Below are 17,413 nucleotides of genomic sequence, written 5' to 3' on the forward strand. Positions count from 1 at the left end.
TATACCCGCCATACTTCAAATTGTGCGCGAATGGCTTTCCCGCAACGTGAAGTATGACGGGTATGCCCGATTAATGAGGACAGGATATGAATATTTTACTGGTCGATGACGACGTAGAGCTAGGCGATATGCTCTGTGAGTACCTGAATGCGGAAGGGTTTTCGACATCTCGGGTGCTAACGGGTAGAGAAGGCGTCAATGGCGCGATATCAGGTGACTACACCGCGATGATCTTGGATGTCATGTTGCCGGATATGAGTGGGATTGATGTGCTGCGCCAGATCAGAAAAACCCAGCAGTTGCCCATCATTATGCTGACGGCGAGAGGTGACAATATCGACAGAGTCATCGGTCTGGAAATGGGGGCGGATGACTATATGCCTAAACCTTGCTACCCGCGTGAACTGGTAGCGAGGCTGCGTGCGGTGCTACGTCGCTATGACGATCAGCCGAGTACAAAGCGAGACGAAAGTGTGGCTGCCAGTGGCGATCTGGTATTGAACCCCGCAACGCGCATCAGTGAATGGCGTGGGAAGCCGTTTGATCTAACGGCGTCTGAGTTTAATTTACTGGAGTTGCTGCTCCGTTCCCCTGAGCGGGTTGTGTCAAAAGATGAGCTGTCCGAAAAATGTCTGGGGCGTCGCCGTGAGGCCTATGACCGCAGCGTGGACGTACACATCAGCAATATTCGTCAGAAGCTCGGGGCATTGGCGGGCAACACGATGACGATTGAAACGGTGCGCAGCGTAGGATATCGGATTCGCTGATGATGATTCGTGGAAGACTTTTCTGGAAGATATTGCTGGGGTTCTGGCTGACGTTTCTCGTCATATCTCAGTTGCTATGGCTGGCTTTTTCCTTGGGCGGCGATCGCCATAAGCCGTTGGAAGAAATCGTGGTTTCACGCATTGCGACGATGCAAGCAGAGATGGTGGCCGCAGCGTTGCAACATGGCGGTCTGGGCGAACTCAACGATGTGATGTCGCTGCTACCGGAAAAAGAACAGCAATACATTTCCATCACGGAATCGCCTCTGCCGCTGTCGGAACAGGAATTAGTTTCCTCCCCGCAAAATGCTTTGCTCGACGACGCTTTTACGCCGGACAAACGTGGTGCGCAGCGTGCCACTTACGTGATCAAGCAGGTTAGTGGCCCAGCGGGAAAGTGGTATCAGATACGCTATGACGCCGAATTGCTACGCAGCGAATTTCGTCCTCCTCGTCCCGTCGAATTTCTCAATGTGCCTGCGCCGTTTGTGATCATTGCGGGGTTTGGTGGCTTGCTGTTCAGCTCGGTGCTGGCATGGAGTCTGGCACGCCCGTTGAACCAGATCCGCGCTGGTTTTGATCAGGTGGCGCAGGGCGATCTGAATGTGCGCCTGCTGCCGGTAATGCGTAAACGTCACGATGAAATCAGCGATGTGGCGCGTGATTTCGATTCCATGGTCGAACGGTTGGATAGCTTGGCTAGCGCGCGTGAACAGCTGCTTCATGATGTTTCGCATGAGCTGCGATCCCCACTGGCGCGTTTGCAGCTTGCCATCGGGCTGGTGAGGCAGAACCCGGACAATCTAGAAAACTCTTTGCAGCGTATCGAACGTGAAGCTTTGCTGATGGATAAGATGATTGGCGAACTGCTGACGCTATCGCGCACGGAGAATTCCGGTGTTGAGGAGGCCTATTTTGATTTATTGGGGCTGGTGACGGCAGTGGTAAACGATACGCGTTATGAAGCGCAGGTCACTGGCGTTGAAATCCTGCTCGTGGCGGATGAAGACGACGATTACACGATCAAAGGCAACGCGGAGCTGATGCGCAGGGCTGTCGATAATGTGATGCGCAACGCGCTACGTTTTTCTGCACCCGCACAGCAGGTTGCGGTGTCGTTAATTGGCAATGAGCAGGAGTGGACGATTCAGGTTGCCGATCAGGGGCCAGGCGTGGAGAAAAGTAAGCTCTCCAGTATCTTCGATCCTTTCATTCGTGTTGATTCACCATTGTCCGGCAAGGGCTATGGATTAGGGTTGGCGATTGCTCGCAAAGTAGTGCTGGCACACGGTGGGCATATTGAGGCGGATAACGGTGAGCCGTGTGGGTTAGTGATTCGTCTGTGCGTGCCGCGCTGGAAAGCCTGAAACGAAAACGGCACCATCCGGGTGCCGTTTCGTGCAAACGTAGTAAACCATGCGTAGAATGGCGGCTTACTTTTTGATACGGATAACCGGTGTTTCACCGACAACAACCGTACCACTCAGTTTGGTCAATTCCTTGATTTCATCCATGTTGGAAATAACCACTGGTGTCAGGGTAGACTTCGCTTTTTCTTCTAGCAGAGCCAGGTCAAACTCGATAACGACATCGCCTTTCTTCACGCGTTGACCTTCTTCGGCGATGCGCTTGAAGCCTTCGCCTTTCAGTTCAACGGTATCGATACCAAAGTGCACAAACAGCTCAATGCCGCTGTCAGACTCGATGGAAAACGCATGGTTGGTTTCAAAGATTTTACCGATGGTGCCGTCTACCGGTGCGACCATCTTGTTGCCAGTTGGTTTGATGGCAATGCCGTCGCCGACGATTTTCTCTGCAAATACGACATCAGGAACATCTTCAATATTGACGATTTCACCAGACAGCGGGGCAATGATTTCGATGCTGCCAGTGTCTTTTTTATCGTCAGAAACCAGAGATTTCAATTTATCGAACAAACCCATGATTCTCTCCTAAGCATTAATATTGGGCCAGCGTATACCCTAATCTTTCAAGTCGGTGTGGCATTGGCTTTCTTCGCTACCCCGACTGCGAATGTATCGCCTGTCGGGGGTGCTGATTACCACCTTGAAATCTATTAGGTAAAGCAGAATCAGCAGAGCGTTTTTTCTTTAATAAAGCGGCTCACCAGATTGCTTAACTCTTGTGCTGTCGGTTGAGCTAATGCTTGCTCCGCCAGCGCCTTCGCATCTTCGTAATTTGCATTACGGATGATTTTCTTGATGCTCGGGATAGAGATCGCACTCATGCTGAATTCGTCCAGACCCATTCCCAATAACAGTAGTGTAGCACGTTCGTCACCGGCGAGCTCACCGCACATCCCTGTCCACTTGCCTTCGGCGTGAGACGCGTCGATGACCTGTTTAATCAGGGTAAGGACGGCTGGGGACATCGGATTATAGAGATGAGAAATCAGCTCATTACCGCGATCAACTGCCAGAGTATACTGGGTTAAGTCATTTGTCCCAATACTAAAGAAGTCGACTTCTTTGGCTAAATGTGGCGCGATGACGGCGGCGGCAGGTGTTTCAACCATAACGCCGACTTCAATGCTTTCGTCGAAGACTTTACCTTCTTCTCTCAACTGCGCTTTCAGCATCTCAAGTTCGGCTTTCAGCTCACGTACTTCTTCCACGGAGATGATCATTGGGAACATGATACGCAGTTTGCCAAAGTTGGACGCGCGCAGAATAGCACGCAGCTGAGCGTGCAGGATCTCTTTACGATCCAGACAGATACGGATTGCACGCCAGCCAAGGAACGGGTTCTCTTCCTTCGGCAGATCCATGTAAGGCAGGTCTTTGTCACCGCCGATATCCATGGTGCGGACGATAACTGCCTGAGCGCCAACGGCTTCAGCAACGGCCTTATATGCCTGGAACTGCTCTTCTTCGGTCGGCAGTGAGTCACGATCCATGAATAGGAATTCGGTACGATACAGGCCAACACCTTCTGCGCCGTTACGCTCAGCACCCGCGACATCGCGCACGGTACCGATGTTGGCACAGACTTCAACCTGATGACCGTCCAGCGTGATGGCCGGCAGATCTTTCAGCTTGGCCAGCTCATACTTTTCAGCGTGGTATTGCTGCTGAACGGCTTTTAATTCTTCAATTTTATCCGCAGTCGGATTCTGGTAGATCTTGTTGTTTACTGCATCCAGAATCAGATAGTCGCCGTTTTTGACCTGACGGGTCACATCGGTCGTGCCGACGATCGCAGGCAGTTCCAGAGAACGGGCCATAATGGAGGTGTGAGACGTGCGGCCACCGATATCGGTAATGAAGCCCAGCACTTTGTCCAGATTCAGCTGCGCGGTTTCTGACGGCGTCAGGTCCGTTGCAACCAGAATGACTTCATCCTGAATATCGCCCAGATCGACGATGGTCATATTGAGAATGTTTCGTAGCAAACGCTTCCCAATATCACGCATGTCCGCAGCGCGTTCTTTCAGATATTCATCATCAAGCTCTTCCAGTGCTTTGGCCTGATTTTCGATGACAGAAAACGCGGCGGCGTCGGCGGAAGCATGTTCATCTTTAATCAGGGCTATGATTTCCTGCTCGAACTCTTCATCTTCAAGCAGCATGATGTGCCCTTCGAAGATGGCTTCTTTCTCTGCGCCCAGCGTCTCGCCCGCTTTCTTCTTGATAGCTTCCAACTGTGCGGATGCTTTGGAACGGCCAGTCAGAAAACGTTCAATTTCCTGCTCCACCTGATCCGCAGAGATTTTTTTCCGGTTGATGAGAATTTCATCTTCTTTCAGTAACAGTGCCTTACCAAAAGCAATACCCGGTGATACTAATATGCCTGAAATCATAACCCTACCTTACTCGATTCTGGTGTTCACTAAAAAACTCGTCGGTTATTCGAGCTCAGCCATCAGCTTGACCAGGTGTTCAACCGCCTTTTGTTCGTCTTCGCCTTCCGCAGCGATAGTAACCACAGTTCCTTGTGTTAAGCCGAGTGTTTGTAATTTGAACAGACTTTTGGCGCTAGCGCTCTTGCCGTTGGACGTCACGGTGATGTCTGAAGTGAAGCCTTTGGCTTCTTTGACGAACTGAGCAGCGGGACGAGTGTGCAGGCCATTCGGTGCGGTGATAGTCACTTCTTGCTGGAACATGCTTTTTTCCCCAACTTATGGATTAGATTAATGTTGTGGAACTAAAGTTTAGTTGATTCACTGAACTTTAGCCTGTTTGGTTAGCTCCTGATTTATGTTACAGGGGCAGGCCACGATGCGACAAGAAAACCGTCAAACGTATTTCCTGAATAAAATACCATCAAACACCGCAGATTCCGCCACCCATTATCTTAACCTCAGTCGCAAAACGGCGATGTGGTCTATCGTGCGCAGAGAACAAACCGTCGTGCGCAGGACAAAAACAATGTGATGAGGCATGGTATTTGTCGGATATTAATTTCACGCATCAAAATAATTGTTCGGTTAAATACTAAACCTGATGCAGAAAAGCAATCCGTATGTGGTGGAAAGTTTGAACTGTGCCACAAAAAAGCACCTAAATAGGTGCTTTTTTAACACATTGGTCACTTATTGTCCGAGGATGACCTGGGGCTATTGTTGCAGTTCCTGCTCGGTGAACAGGTCGGCAAAGAGTGCGGTACTGAGGTAGCGCTCGCCGGAAGAGGGCAGAATAACGACGATAGTTTTACCGTCGAACTCTTTCTCTTTGAGTAAATTCAGTGCTGCGGCAACAGCTGCGCCGGAAGAGATACCAGCCAGAATGCCTTCTTCTTCCATCAAACGGCGTGCGGTGCTGATCGCTTCTTCGTTCGTCACTTTTTCTACGCGGTCAATCAGTTCCAGATCCAGGTTTCCAGGAATGAAACCTGCGCCGATGCCCTGAATCTTGTGCGGACCGGGTTTCAGCTCTTCGCCCGCGAGCGCTTGAGAGATCACCGGTGAATCAGTAGGTTCAACCGCCACGCTGATGATGGCCTTGCCTTTGGTGTTCTTGAGGTAGCGGCTCACGCCAGTCAGCGTACCGCCTGTACCGACGCCAGAGATAAAGACATCAACCTCACCGTCAGTATCTTCCCAGATTTCAGGGCCGGTGGTCTTTTCGTGAATCTCTGGGTTAGCTGGGTTGCTGAACTGCTGCAACAGCAAATAACGGCTCGGATCGCTAGCGACAATCTCTTCTGCTTTGGCGATAGCCCCTTTCATGCCTTTGGCGCCTTCGGTCAGCACCAGATTAGCACCCAGCGCTTTCAGTAGCTTACGACGCTCAATACTCATGGTTTCCGGCATGGTGAGAGTGAGCTTGTAGCCGCGAGCCGCCGCGACGTAGGCCAGGGCGATTCCTGTGTTTCCGCTGGTAGGTTCAACCAGTTCGATGCCCGGTTTGAGAACGCCACGCTTTTCTGCATCCCAAATCAGGTTGGAGCCGATACGGCATTTTACGCTGAAGCTGGGGTTGCGGGATTCCACTTTAGCCAGAATGCGTCCGTTGCCGATACGGTTCAGGCGAACCAGCGGCGTATGGCCGATTGTGAAAGAATTGTCTTCGTAGATCTTGCTCATAGCCTGTCCTTATAACTGTATGAAATTTTTGTGAACGTAGAGAGAATACCCGTTCACACTTTTCAGTGAAGTAAAGAATTGCTATATCGTTATGTTCTTAAGAAATATCTTTTCATTACAATAGAAAGCACTGGCCTTTATGAGCCAGTGCACATTGTCTTTTTATGGTGATTTTTTCGGCAGCGTTGCGGATAGATTCCGATAACGATCCACCCACAGCTGCGTTGCGCCGCATACCGCAACGGGCATGATGACCAGATTCAAAAAAGGCACCAGCGTAAACAAGCTGACCAATGCGCCAAACTGCATATTGGCGACTTTATGGCGGCGTAATGCCTGCCGCATCGTAGAAAAGCCTACTTTGTGGTTATCAAAAGGATAATCGCAGTACTGAATCGCCAGCATCCACGCGCTGAACAGGAACCATAAAACCGGAGCGACAGTCTGCCCGATGCCGGGAATAAAATAGAGAAGCAATAGCACAATGGCGCGCGGCAGGTAGTACGCCAGTTTTTGGACCTCACGTTTCATGATGCGTGGGACGTCTTTGGCAATACTCAGTATGCCGCTGTCCGGCAGCGTTTGGCCGGTTAGTTTTGCTTCCAACTGCTCCGCCAGTAAGCCGTTAAACGGTGCGGCAATAAAATTGGCGATAGTACTGAATAGGTAGCTGAATACCAGTAAGATGGAGAGGACGGCGAGTGGCCAAATGAGGTAGCTGAGCCATTGAAGCCAGCTTGGAATGTGGCTCATGATCTGAGGAATCCAATCATTCAATTGGGTGAAAAGCCACCAAAAAGCGCCGCCCATCAGCACGATATTCATGAGTAAAGGAAGAATAACGAAACGCCGGATGCCCGGCAGAGAGATCAAGCGCCATCCGGCAAAAAAATAGTGTACGCCGCTGCGAGTGTGGTCTGCGGTGTTGCTGTGAGACGGTTTTTCGAAAGACGGTGGTTTTTCTGGAAACGATGATTTTTCTGAAGACATGGTGCCGATATACTCAGTCATTTGTTTGTTAAGGCATCATATCGGGATGATCTTATGCTGACTAGCCCATATTTGGATGAAAAAGCAGCAAAAAAGTGCGTTGTACCTATCTTTATTGTCATTAAAGTACCGTGCAGGCTTGCACTTGTGTACTCAGGCAAATAGAGTTAGTAGTATAAGTATTTGTCATATTGGCAATGTATTGTCGGAACAATTGGGATAGCAATGATGCAGGACTTGCGTCTGATATTAATCGTTGTTGGCGCGATCGCTATAATAGCGCTTTTACTTCACGGCTTGTGGACCAGCCGTAAAGAGCGTTCGTCCCTTTTTCGTGACCGCCCGGTTAAACGTGCAAAGAAAGCGCGTGATGAAACGCCGCTTGACGATCTGGATGAAGGCGTTGGCGAAGTTCGCGTTAAGGGGGCTCGCCCGCAGCAGAGTGAGCCTTCATTTGATAGCGCTTCAGTTGATAGCTCTTCATTTGATAACTACGGTAGTGCGCGCGAAGATGTTCGCTCAGAAGCGAAATCGCCGTTCGAGCACATGTCTCCCGTGTCTGCTTACGATCCTTTACTGGACGAAGCGACGCCAGTAGATTCTCCGCGTTCTCAGGTGCGTGGTGATGCCAATCCGCAGGTTGTCGACCCCAGACAAACCTTTATTCCTGAATCGGATATTGACGCTCCGCGTGAACCGTTTGCGTATGATGCGCCGTCATCTGCGCAACAGCAGCCTGTCTCGCATTCGCTGCATGAGAAAGTTCAGCCTGCGCCTCAGCAACCTGCTGAGCCTGCCGCGGCAAAAGAAACCGTTTTGGTGCTGCATGTGGTGGCGCATCAAGGCGGTGTCATCGGCGGTGAACTGCTGTTACAAAGCCTGCTTCAGGCCGGTTTCCAGTTTGGTGAAATGAATATTTTCCATCGTCATGTAAACCCAGCTGGCGCTGGGCCGGTGTTGTTTAGCTTGGCGAATATGGTTAAACCTGGCTCGTTCAATGTGGATACGATGTCCGAATTCTCGACGCCCGGCGTGTCTATTTTCATGATGGTGCCGTCTTATGGTGACGCCGGACAAAACTTTAAACTGATGTTACAGTCTGCGCAGCGTATCGCTGACGATGTTGGCGGTGTGGTGCAGGATGATGAGCGTCGTATGATGACGCCGCAGAAGGTTGAATCCTACAAAGCCCGCATTCGCGATGTGCTGAAAGCCAACGCCTGATAGCATAAAATTTGTGAATGCAGTGGGTGAGAGAAGCCTCCGTTAGTGGAGGCTTTTTTTATTCTTCCATCCGACCGTGATTCTTCGATCCGACATTGATGTAGAAAGGCAGGAAAAGGTGAAACGTTGTGAGTGAAGCCAAAGGGTTAAAACAAGAGCTTGGCCTGATTCAAGGCGTAGGGCTGCTTTCTACTTCGCTACTGGGGACTGGGGTGTTTGCGGTTCCTGCGCTGGTCGCACAGCTGGCACAGCAAGACAGCCTGTGGGCGTGGCCGATATTGATCCTGTTTGTTTTTCCTATCGCAATTGGCTTTGCTGCGCTGGGGCAACATTTTCCTAATGCGGGCGGTGCCGCTCACTTTGTTAATCTCGCCTTTGGGCCGCGCATGGCGCGTGTGACCGGCTGGCTATTCCTTTCCGTTATTCCCCTTGGTCTGCCTGCTGCCTTGCAGATTGCCTCGGGGTTTTGGCAGGCGGCATTTGGCTGGAGCGATCTGGGGCTGCTCTGCGTACAGTTGCTGACGCTGGGCGGTATCTGGCTGCTTGGCCTGCGCAGTGCTGGGTCCAGCGCTAACATTCAGATCGTTATTGCGATGTTGGTTGTGGGGCTGGTTGCTGCAATCTGGTGGCAAGGTGACATCACGCCCGCGCATATTCCCTGGCCGTCGGTGAGTGAACTGTCATGGCCTAACACCTTCGGCGCGCTGGCTGTGATGTTTTGGTGCTTCGTTGGCCTTGAAGCGTTTGCTCACATGGCGACGGAATTTCGGGTACCAGAGCGGGATTTTCCACGGGCTTTACTCATCGGCATGCTGGTTGCTGGCGCGGTTTATTGGGGATGCACGGTAGCGGTGTTGCATTTTAAGGCTTACGGAGAAGGGATTGCCGCAACGGCATCGCTGCCAGGTATTGTCGTGCAACTGTTTGGTCAGCACGCTTTGTGGATTGCCTGCTTTGTTGGGTATCTGGCCTGCTTTGCCAGCGTGAATATCTATACGCAGGGTTTTGCCCGTTTAGTCTGGTCGCAGGCACCGAAAGGCAGTGCGCTGGCTAAGCTGTCCGCAGGGCAGGCGCCGGTTAATGCGTTGTCGATTGTTGTTGCCTGTTGTCTGGTGTGCTGCCTGTTGATCTACTGGCTCAGGCTGCCGCTGGATATGCTGATTGTGTACGCTAATGGCATTTTTGTGCTGATTTATCTGCTGTGTATGCTGGCAGGATGGCGTTTGCTGAAAGGGCGCGCCAGAGTGATGGCGGCAATTGGCGGAGTACTCTGTTGTGCGCTGTTGCTGATGATAGGCTGGAAATCGCTGTACGCGTTAGTCATGCTGGCGGTGCTATGGTTGTTCCTACCGCGCAAGTCGGTTGAACTGGTTTCCCACTGATCGGACGATCGCTGCTGTTACGGTGTAGATAATCGAGCAACGCCCTGAGCAGGGCGTTGCATCGCGATGATGATTAGTCGTTTTCCGGCGCGACTTCCTGCACTACGGCTGGCTTTTCTTCCGCAGACAATTTCGCTTCTAGCTCGGTCAGGCGCTGTTCCAGGCGCGCAATCTTCTCGCGCGTGCGGAGTAGAACCTGCGTCTGAATATCGAACTCTTCACGATTTACCAAATCCAGTCGTGTCAGCTGTGCTTGCAAGACCTGACGGATCTTTTTCTCCACATCATCACCCAATTCCCGGATACCTTTTGGCATGGATTCATGCACTTGACGGGCGATTTGCTCAATCTTCTTTGGGTCAATCATGTCGCTTTCCTGATTAGGTTATTTAAGTAAATATTATATACCCGTAATACTTCAAGCTGCATGTGCGTTGGCTGCGCTCACTCACCCGAATCACTTACCTGAGTAAGCTCATCGGGATTCCTTCCCTTGCCGCCTTCCTGCAACTCGAATTATTTGGGGTATAGCAAGAGTAAGTGTAATGCCTATAAACGAAATCCGACATCTGCTTTGCACATATTCAGCATAATTTTACTGTAATTCAGCATACGTTTTGCCCTATTTCCTGCGGTGGATCAATTGCCCTATCGAGGTATTAGCGTTATAGTAAACCCGCTTATTCTCAGGGCGGGGTGTAATTCCCCACCGGCGGTAAACCAGTGAACGTATGAACGAATAAGGTTCTGCGCACTGGAAGCCCGCGAGCGCTCAGGCTGTGTTTTCCGATATTAATCGTCGGTTTTCGCAACATGAGGTCAGCAGACCCGGTGTAATTCCGGGGCCGACGGTTAAAGTCCGGATGGGAGAGAGTAACGGTATCTGTCGGGCTGCATGCCCGCTCGCGTTATTTTTGTTAGCTATTGCTATGCAATCTGTAGTAGTGGTTACTCCTCAAGCTCGCCCTGATTCTGGTAATCCATAATAACATTGAGGTTTTTTACCATGAATCAGACATTACTTTCTGAATTTGGCAATCCTACCGAACGCGTAGAACGCGCACTTGATGCATTGCGTCATGGCCGCGGCGTACTGGTACTGGATGATGAAGATCGTGAAAACGAAGGTGACATGATCTTTTCCGCTGAAAGCATGACCGTTGAACAAATGGCGCTGACGATTCGTCACGGCAGTGGCATTGTGTGCCTGTGCCTGACGGAAGAGCGTCGCCAGCAACTGGAACTGCCTATGATGGTGGAGAAAAACTCCAGCCATTACCAAACGGCGTTCACCGTAACTATCGAAGCCGCCGAAGGCGTGACGACAGGCGTTTCTGCCGCTGACCGCTTGACTACCATTCGTGCTGCGATTGCGGATAACGCTAGGCCGAGCGATCTGAATCACCCTGGCCACGTATTCCCGTTGCGCGCCCAGCCGGGTGGCGTATTAACACGCGGTGGTCACACTGAGGCAACGGTTGACCTGATGACGTTGGCGGGCCTGAAGCCATCTGGCGTACTGTGTGAACTGACGAACGATGATGGCTCAATGGCGCATGCGCCGGAAGTGATCGCGTTTGCCAAACAGCACGATATGCTGGTGCTGACGATTGAAGATCTGGTCGCTTACCGCATTGCGGCAGAGCGCAAAGCCAGCTGATTCACGCGGATACGATGCATACAAAAAGGGCCGATTAATCGGCCCTTTCGTTTTATGACAAATACAGCAACAACTCACTCGTGCTTAGGGCTTTCTTGCCAGCAGCGTAGCGAAACGCAGCTTGATGCGATTACCCTGTGCATCTGTCTTGTGTAGTTCGCCCATATCCTCGTTATATTTGAGGATCTCCCAATCGGCGTAATAGTTCTTCAGCTCGTCTTCTTTAAAGGTAAACGAGAAGGGCATCGGACACGGACAATCTTCCGTCGACATCGCCGCGATAATCAGGTTATAGCCACCGTCAACGGTGCTGTCTTGCATATTGCTGATGATGTGCGGAATACGGTCACGTTCCAGGAACATCAGCACAACGGTCGACAGGATGAAATCGTACTGCTCTTTGATTTCTGCCAGATTGATGTTGTAAACGCCCGCCCGGATGTTTTCCAGTGCTTCGCTCTGGATGATGTTATTCAGCGAATCAATGCTTTGCTCGTGCTTGTCACAGGCAGTTACGTCAAACCCGCGCAGGTTCAGATACAGCGAGTTGCGCCCGCCACCGCAGCCTAAATCCAGCGTTTTGCCCGGCTTAATGTGCTGTACTGCGTTGATCACTTCGGAATGGGTTTGCGTCAGACCGTATTTTTTATGGTAGAAATCTTCCGCCGAACAGAAAAAGCTAAGCTGACATTCCAGATCGTCAGAGAACGAGACGATGCGATGCCACGCCTGTGGCTCCACAAACGGTGGCTGGTTCTGCTCGGAGAAGTGAAACGTCTCCAACGTATCACCGTCTTCGGTCAGCATGGAAAAGGTCATTTCCCCTTTCAACACGGTCAGTTTTGCCCAAGTGCCTTCTTGTGTGTTGTGCTTTTCCTGGAACGCGGCAGGCAGCGTCTGGCTGTTCCACTGTGGCATCTTCTTATAACAAATGAGATCTTGCATCGTTACCTCGGTCTGTAAATTCTACAATCTATATACCCGTCATACTTCACGTTGCATGTGCGTTGGCTGCGTTCACTCACCCGAATCACTTACCTTAGTAAGCTCATCGGGATGAAATGAGAGACATCCTGTCTCTCACCGGAGGCCAGCCGTTGGCTGGTCAAATTCGTTCCCGACGAATTTGACCCTCTCTTGCCGCGTTACAAGGCTTACAAATAAGCCTTGCCCTAGCGGGCCAACGCTTTGCGTTGTTCAAAACGCTAACGTTTTGTCCTGAAACTCGAATTATTTAGGGTATAGCCGTATTCTATTAATCCGCACGCGGGCTTACCAGAAATATGTATTTTAAATGCATTATTTATTTTGCTGCATCAGATGGTAGCTGAAAGCTGTCGTAGCAGCGGAAATGCCTCTTTCATCCGCTCGCCGCCGACCACAAAGGCACGCAGCCTTTGCTGACTATCTAACGCTTTGGCCACCATACCCTGTTCGTTCCATTCCTGCTGCCAGTGCAAATCGCTGCCGGTGGTATCGCCTGCCATCTGTAAGGGAAACAGCGGCGTTTTGATTTTAACCAGCATCGGCGGCAGGGTCAGCGCCTCACTGGCACCCAGCAGGTTTTTCGCCAGCGTGATGGCACTGAGTTGAATCGGTTGCAGGAAAGGTAAGAGCTTACCGCCAATTTCCGCGCAGTCGCCCAACGCATAAATCTGCGGATCGGGGGTCTGTAATTGCGCATTGGTCTGAATGCCTTTCTGCACCGACAAACCTGCCGCTTTCGCCAGTTGCATGTTGGCCTGCAAACCGACAGCGGAGATGATTTCGTCTACTTCCACCGTGCGCCCATCAGTAAACCTAGCCTGCACGCCCGTTTCGGTTTTCTCCAGTTGCTGCACAGTCGTGTTTAGCAACAGTGAAACGCCCTGCTGCGTCAGCGTGAATTGCAGGCGTGCGCTGACTTCAGGCGGCATCAACGTAGGCAGAATGCTGCTGGCGCAGTCAACCAGCGTGACGCGTTTTCCGGCGCGGCTCAGATCCATCGCCAGTTCGGTGCCGATGAGTCCGGCACCGAGCACCAGCACGCGTTCGGCCTGCCAGAGCCGAGCTTCGTGGGTGCGGTATTCCTGCTGACTATTGAGCGTCAGCATGTGTTCGCGCCCCGGAATTGGCGGCACTATTGCGCTGGCCCCGGTTGCGAACACCAGCTTGTGGTAATCGTAACGATCCGTTCCGCAGACGACCTCTTGCGCGTTGCGGTCAATGGCGGTAACGCGGGTGTTTGCCAGTAGCGCAATACAGTTTTCTTCAGCAAACGCGGTTGCCTGCATTTTGGTTAGATCGTCGGCGTGCTGCTGCAGGCTCATCACATGGCTTAAACCCGGCTTGTTGTACTCATCACCGCTGTCGGCGGTGATGAGGCGGATAGGGCAGTGAGCATCCAGCTTACGTAGCTGCCGGATAAGCTGACGGGCTGCAAAGCCTGCGCCAATAATAACGATATCTTTCATCATCCTCTCCTTAGCGAATTGGATTGAAAACGTCTTTACCCAGCCCGCATTCTGGGCAAAGGAAGCTGTCGGGTACGTCCGACCACATGGTGCCAGGTGTGACATCCTGCATGGGTTCGCCGAGTGCCGGATCGTAGATCCACTGGCAGACGGTGCACTGCATACAGCCGCTTTCTGACTGTACCGCTGACTGTGTAGCAGCGACTTCGTTGCATCCGCAGGCGCTCTCAGCAGAAGCGCTCATCGGCTGTGCCGCAGTGGTAACTTGCGGTGCGGTAGCCGCCGGTTTCATTGGCGAGATGACACGGCGGGCAGGCGTATTATCCAGCGGATGCAGCGCCCACTGACGTGCAATTTCGCGACCGTGCTCGCGGCAAACTTCCAACGCTGAACCGTCAGGACGCCACTTGGTTTTCAACGCCAGCGTGGTTTCAAAACCGGCGTCCATCAGGCGGGTTTGAACGCGGTCTACCGCACCGCCGTTCCAGCCGTAGCTACCGAACGCAGAGGCTTTCTTGTTTTGGAAACGCAGTCCGGTGATCTCTTCCAACATGGCAGCGACTTTTGGCATCATCACGTTATTCATGGTGGATGAACCGACTAACACGCCTTTTGAGCGGAAGACTTGCGTCAGGATTTCGTTCTTGTCGTGGCGGGCGACATTATAGATTTTCACCGCGACACCGGGATCGACATCGTTGATGCCTTGCGCAATGGCGTCGGCCATCATGCGGGTGTTATTGGACATGGTGTCGTAAAACAGCGTAATGCGATCTTCCTGATAGCTGTCCGCCCACTTCAGATACAGGTGGATGATTTGTGCAGGATCGTCGCGCCACACCACGCCGTGCGAGGTCGCGACCATCGACAGCGGCAGGTTGAAGCCGAGCACTTCGTGGATTTTGGCCGTCACTAAGCGGCTGAACGGTGTCAGAATATTGGCGAAATAGCGCTGGCACTGCTCGAACAGTTCGGTTTGATCCACCTCGTCATTAAACAGGTGTTCATCGCAGTAGTGCTGACCGAACGCATCGTTACTGAACAGCACGGCATCCTCGGTCATGTAGGTCATCATGCTGTCCGGCCAGTGCAGCATCGGCGTTTCAATAAAAATCAACTGCTTGCCGTTCCCGATATCCAACGTGTCGCCGGTTTTGACCGTGTGGAAATTCCACTCAGGGTGATGGTGATGGCCGGTAATCGAATCGATCGCGTTATAGGTGCAGTAAATCGGGGTGTTGGGAATACGCGCCATCAGCTCGCTCAGCGCCCCAGCGTGATCCTCTTCGGCATGGTTGATCACGATGTAATCAATCGTGTTCAGATCCACTTCCGCCATGAGATTCTGCACAAATTCACGGCTGAATTTGTGATCGACGGTATCGATCAGCACGGTTTTCTCTTCGCGGATCAGGTAGCTGTTGTAGCTGCTACCTTGCAGCGTCTTGTATTCTGTGCCGTGAAAATCACGGACTTCCCAATCGCGTTGTCCAACCCAGTGGATGTTGTTCTTTACGTGAATAGTCATGTTCTGAAACCTCAATAAGCATATGCGAGAAAATATGCTGTAAAGATTGCAGGAAGCGTGCCAGTTTTTAATATGTTGATTTATAAGGTTTTGATAAATATAGATTGTCAAATTGACACATATTAACTATTGTCCTAATGACACAGGTTATGTCATTAGGACACACCATGACGCTTTCTATTAACGCCCTTGCCCATATCGCTATCGAGCTGCAAATGGGGCTATCGAATCAGGATCGTTTTCAGCGATTGATTAACAGCCTGCGCCAACTGCTGCGCTGTGATGCGTCGGCGTTGCTGCGTTACGAAAATCAGCTATTCCGCCCGCTGGCGATAGATGGCCTGGCACCGGACGTGCTGGGGCGACGTTTTCGCCTGTCCGATCATCCTCGTCTAGAGGCGATTGCCCGTGCTGGGGATGTCGTGCGTTTTCCGGCGGACAGTCAGCTTCCCGATCCGTATGACGGCCTGATCCCCAGTCAAGAGGATCTTAAGGTGCACGCCTGCGTTGGCCTGCCGCTGTTTGCCAATCAGAACCTGATCGGTGCGCTGACCGTAGACGGCATGGATCCGTGCCAGTTCGATCATTTTAGCGATGAGGAACTGCGGCTGGTGGGGGCGATGGCGGCGGCGGCGCTGAGTAATGCGCTGCTGATGGAACGCCTTGAACGGCAGCTGCCCGCGCCGGTGCGTGCCGAAAGTCCGGCAGCGGAAAGCGTGGAAGAAATGGTTGGATTATCAGAACCGATGCAGCGGTTGAAGAAAGAGGTCGATATTGTCGCGGGTTCCGATCTGAACGTGCTGATTATGGGAGAGACTGGCGTCGGTAAAGAACTGGTGGCGCAGGCGATTCATCATGGTTCCGGTCGTGCAAATCATCCTCTGGTGTATCTGAACTGCGCTGCGCTGCCGGAATCGGTAGCAGAGAGCGAGCTGTTTGGTCATGTGAAGGGCGCGTTTACTGGTGCGATTCATCATCGAACCGGCAAGTTTGAAATGGCGGACAACGGTACGCTGTTTCTGGATGAGATTGGCGAGCTGTCGCTGACGCTACAGGCGAAGTTGCTCCGCGTATTGCAATATGGCGACCTACAGCGCGTGGGGGATGACAGCAGCCTGAAAGTAAACGTGCGCGTGCTGGCAGCAACTAACCGCGATTTGCGGCAGGCGGTGCTGGATGGGGCTTTCCGTGCCGATTTATTCCACCGTTTGAGTGTGTTCCCGCTGTCTGTGCCGCCGCTGCGTGAGCGTAGTCAGGATGTAGCGCTGTTAGCTGGTTTCTTCTGTGAGCGCAGCCGTGCGCAGCTCGGGCTGGTACGTCTGGCGTTAACCGCGGAAGCGGGCGCGTTACTGGAACAGTACGATTGGCCGGGGAACGTGCGCGAACTGGAGCATGCAATTTACCGCGCTACTGTGCTGGCGCGTGCCGGACAAGAATCGGGAGAGGTACTTTTAGGCCCTGAGCATTTCAATCTCGAACTTCCCTCCCAACCGGTTCATTCCAGAGCAGGATCGTCGAATGCTATTGAGACCGCGTCCGCGTATTTCATCAGCGGCGGCCTGCGAGAGGCAACGGATGATTATCAGCGTCGGATTATCCAACAAACGCTGGCGCGCCATGAGGGCAACTGGTCATCCTGCGCGAGAGAATTGGAAATGGACAGCGGCAACCTGCACCGTCTGGCGAAGCGGTTGGGCATCAAATGAAAAACGCCCAAAAATCGGGGAGCCGAGGTTGTTGACAAAGCTTGCAGAGCGGGGGTAACGGATAGATCGTAAAGACGCTGCAAGTACGTCCATGTAAGCTCGGCTTGCGCCATCCTTGGCGCAAACGCTTTACTCTTCTATTCCGTTACTCCCGTTTT

The 17,413-nt window shown here is 52.1% G+C and carries 15 protein-coding genes and 1 riboswitch; of the genes, 6 read left to right on the forward strand and 9 right to left on the reverse strand.

Annotated features, from left to right (window positions below; all coding sequences use genetic code 11):
* Nucleotides 1-86 precede the first annotated feature (86 nt).
* Together DCX48_17655 and DCX48_17660 are read left to right on the forward strand one after the other, a co-directional pair.
* On the forward strand, nucleotides 87-767 hold the full coding sequence (locus tag DCX48_17655; protein ID QXE16177.1) for a response regulator transcription factor: 681 nt from the start codon (nucleotides 87-89) through the stop codon (nucleotides 765-767).
* The gene (locus DCX48_17660) at nucleotides 767-2,134 is read left to right on the forward strand and encodes a HAMP domain-containing protein (GenBank protein ID QXE16178.1); all 1,368 of its coding nucleotides are present in this window, start codon (nucleotides 767-769) and stop codon (nucleotides 2,132-2,134) included. Before DCX48_17655 ends, DCX48_17660 begins: the two co-directional genes overlap by 1 nt.
* Before the next feature lie 66 nt (nucleotides 2,135-2,200).
* Here the strand turns inward: DCX48_17660 and DCX48_17665 are convergent, their stop codons facing one another.
* The 5 genes from DCX48_17665 to cysZ form a co-directional block, all read right to left on the reverse strand.
* On the reverse strand, nucleotides 2,201-2,710 hold the full coding sequence (locus DCX48_17665; GenBank protein ID QXE16179.1) for a PTS glucose transporter subunit IIA: 510 nt from the start codon (nucleotides 2,708-2,710) through the stop codon (nucleotides 2,201-2,203).
* 149 nt (nucleotides 2,711-2,859) lie between these two features.
* Complete coding sequence (gene ptsI, locus DCX48_17670) at nucleotides 2,860-4,587, reverse strand: phosphoenolpyruvate-protein phosphotransferase PtsI (protein QXE16180.1); 1,728 nt, start codon at nucleotides 4,585-4,587, stop codon at nucleotides 2,860-2,862.
* 45 nt (nucleotides 4,588-4,632) lie between these two features.
* The gene (locus tag DCX48_17675) at nucleotides 4,633-4,890 is read right to left on the reverse strand and encodes a phosphocarrier protein Hpr (GenBank protein QXE16181.1); all 258 of its coding nucleotides are present in this window, start codon (nucleotides 4,888-4,890) and stop codon (nucleotides 4,633-4,635) included.
* Nucleotides 4,891-5,343: 453 nt separating this feature from the next.
* Nucleotides 5,344-6,312, reverse strand: coding sequence for a cysteine synthase A (gene cysK, locus DCX48_17680; protein QXE16182.1), 969 nt, complete (start codon nucleotides 6,310-6,312; stop codon nucleotides 5,344-5,346).
* A 162-nt stretch (nucleotides 6,313-6,474) separates the two neighbouring features.
* Nucleotides 6,475-7,323, reverse strand: coding sequence for a sulfate transporter CysZ (gene cysZ / locus DCX48_17685; GenBank protein QXE16183.1), 849 nt, complete (start codon nucleotides 7,321-7,323; stop codon nucleotides 6,475-6,477).
* Between the two features lie 207 nt (nucleotides 7,324-7,530).
* Between cysZ and zipA the strand changes: the two genes are divergently transcribed.
* Both zipA and yjeH read left to right on the forward strand, forming a co-directional pair.
* A complete protein-coding gene (gene zipA, locus DCX48_17690; protein QXE17290.1) occupies nucleotides 7,531-8,526 on the forward strand; it encodes a cell division protein ZipA in 996 nt (331 codons plus the stop codon).
* Between the two features lie 128 nt (nucleotides 8,527-8,654).
* Entirely contained in the window at nucleotides 8,655-9,908 is a 1,254-nt protein-coding gene (gene yjeH / locus DCX48_17695) for an L-methionine/branched-chain amino acid transporter (protein QXE16184.1), read from the forward strand.
* Between the two features lie 73 nt (nucleotides 9,909-9,981).
* On the opposite strand, the gene DCX48_17700 is transcribed toward yjeH, so the two are convergent.
* Nucleotides 9,982-10,275 carry an accessory factor UbiK family protein gene (locus DCX48_17700; protein ID QXE16185.1) on the reverse strand — a complete coding sequence of 98 codons (294 nt, stop codon included), beginning with the start codon at nucleotides 10,273-10,275 and terminating at the stop codon, nucleotides 9,982-9,984.
* A 311-nt stretch (nucleotides 10,276-10,586) separates the two neighbouring features.
* Nucleotides 10,587-10,787: riboswitch (FMN riboswitch) on the forward strand.
* A 127-nt stretch (nucleotides 10,788-10,914) separates the two neighbouring features.
* On the opposite strand from DCX48_17700, the gene ribB reads away from it, so the two are divergent.
* Complete coding sequence (gene ribB / locus DCX48_17705) at nucleotides 10,915-11,568, forward strand: 3,4-dihydroxy-2-butanone-4-phosphate synthase (protein QXE16186.1); 654 nt, start codon at nucleotides 10,915-10,917, stop codon at nucleotides 11,566-11,568.
* 84 nt (nucleotides 11,569-11,652) lie between these two features.
* On the opposite strand, the gene tehB is transcribed toward ribB, so the two are convergent.
* The 3 genes from tehB to DCX48_17720 all read right to left on the reverse strand — a co-directional run bounded on the left by tehB (nucleotide 11,653) and on the right by DCX48_17720 (nucleotide 15,549).
* Nucleotides 11,653-12,513, reverse strand: a complete 861-nt coding sequence (gene tehB / locus DCX48_17710; protein ID QXE16187.1) for an SAM-dependent methyltransferase TehB — start codon at nucleotides 12,511-12,513, stop codon at nucleotides 11,653-11,655.
* Nucleotides 12,514-12,884: 371 nt separating this feature from the next.
* Nucleotides 12,885-14,021, reverse strand: coding sequence for an NADH:flavorubredoxin reductase NorW (gene norW / locus DCX48_17715; GenBank protein QXE17291.1), 1,137 nt, complete (start codon nucleotides 14,019-14,021; stop codon nucleotides 12,885-12,887).
* Nucleotides 14,022-14,031: 10 nt separating this feature from the next.
* Nucleotides 14,032-15,549 carry an anaerobic nitric oxide reductase flavorubredoxin gene (locus DCX48_17720; protein QXE16188.1) on the reverse strand — a complete coding sequence of 506 codons (1,518 nt, stop codon included), beginning with the start codon at nucleotides 15,547-15,549 and terminating at the stop codon, nucleotides 14,032-14,034.
* A gap of 167 nt (nucleotides 15,550-15,716) precedes the next feature.
* Here DCX48_17720 and norR point away from each other — a divergent pair, with 167 nt between their 5' ends.
* Complete coding sequence (gene norR / locus DCX48_17725; GenBank protein ID QXE16189.1) at nucleotides 15,717-17,255, forward strand: nitric oxide reductase transcriptional regulator NorR; 1,539 nt, start codon at nucleotides 15,717-15,719, stop codon at nucleotides 17,253-17,255.
* Nucleotides 17,256-17,413: the final 158 nt, after the last annotated feature.

The organism is Pectobacterium atrosepticum (genome assembly GCA_019056595.1).
Lineage (GTDB): Bacteria > Pseudomonadota > Gammaproteobacteria > Enterobacterales > Enterobacteriaceae > Pectobacterium > Pectobacterium atrosepticum.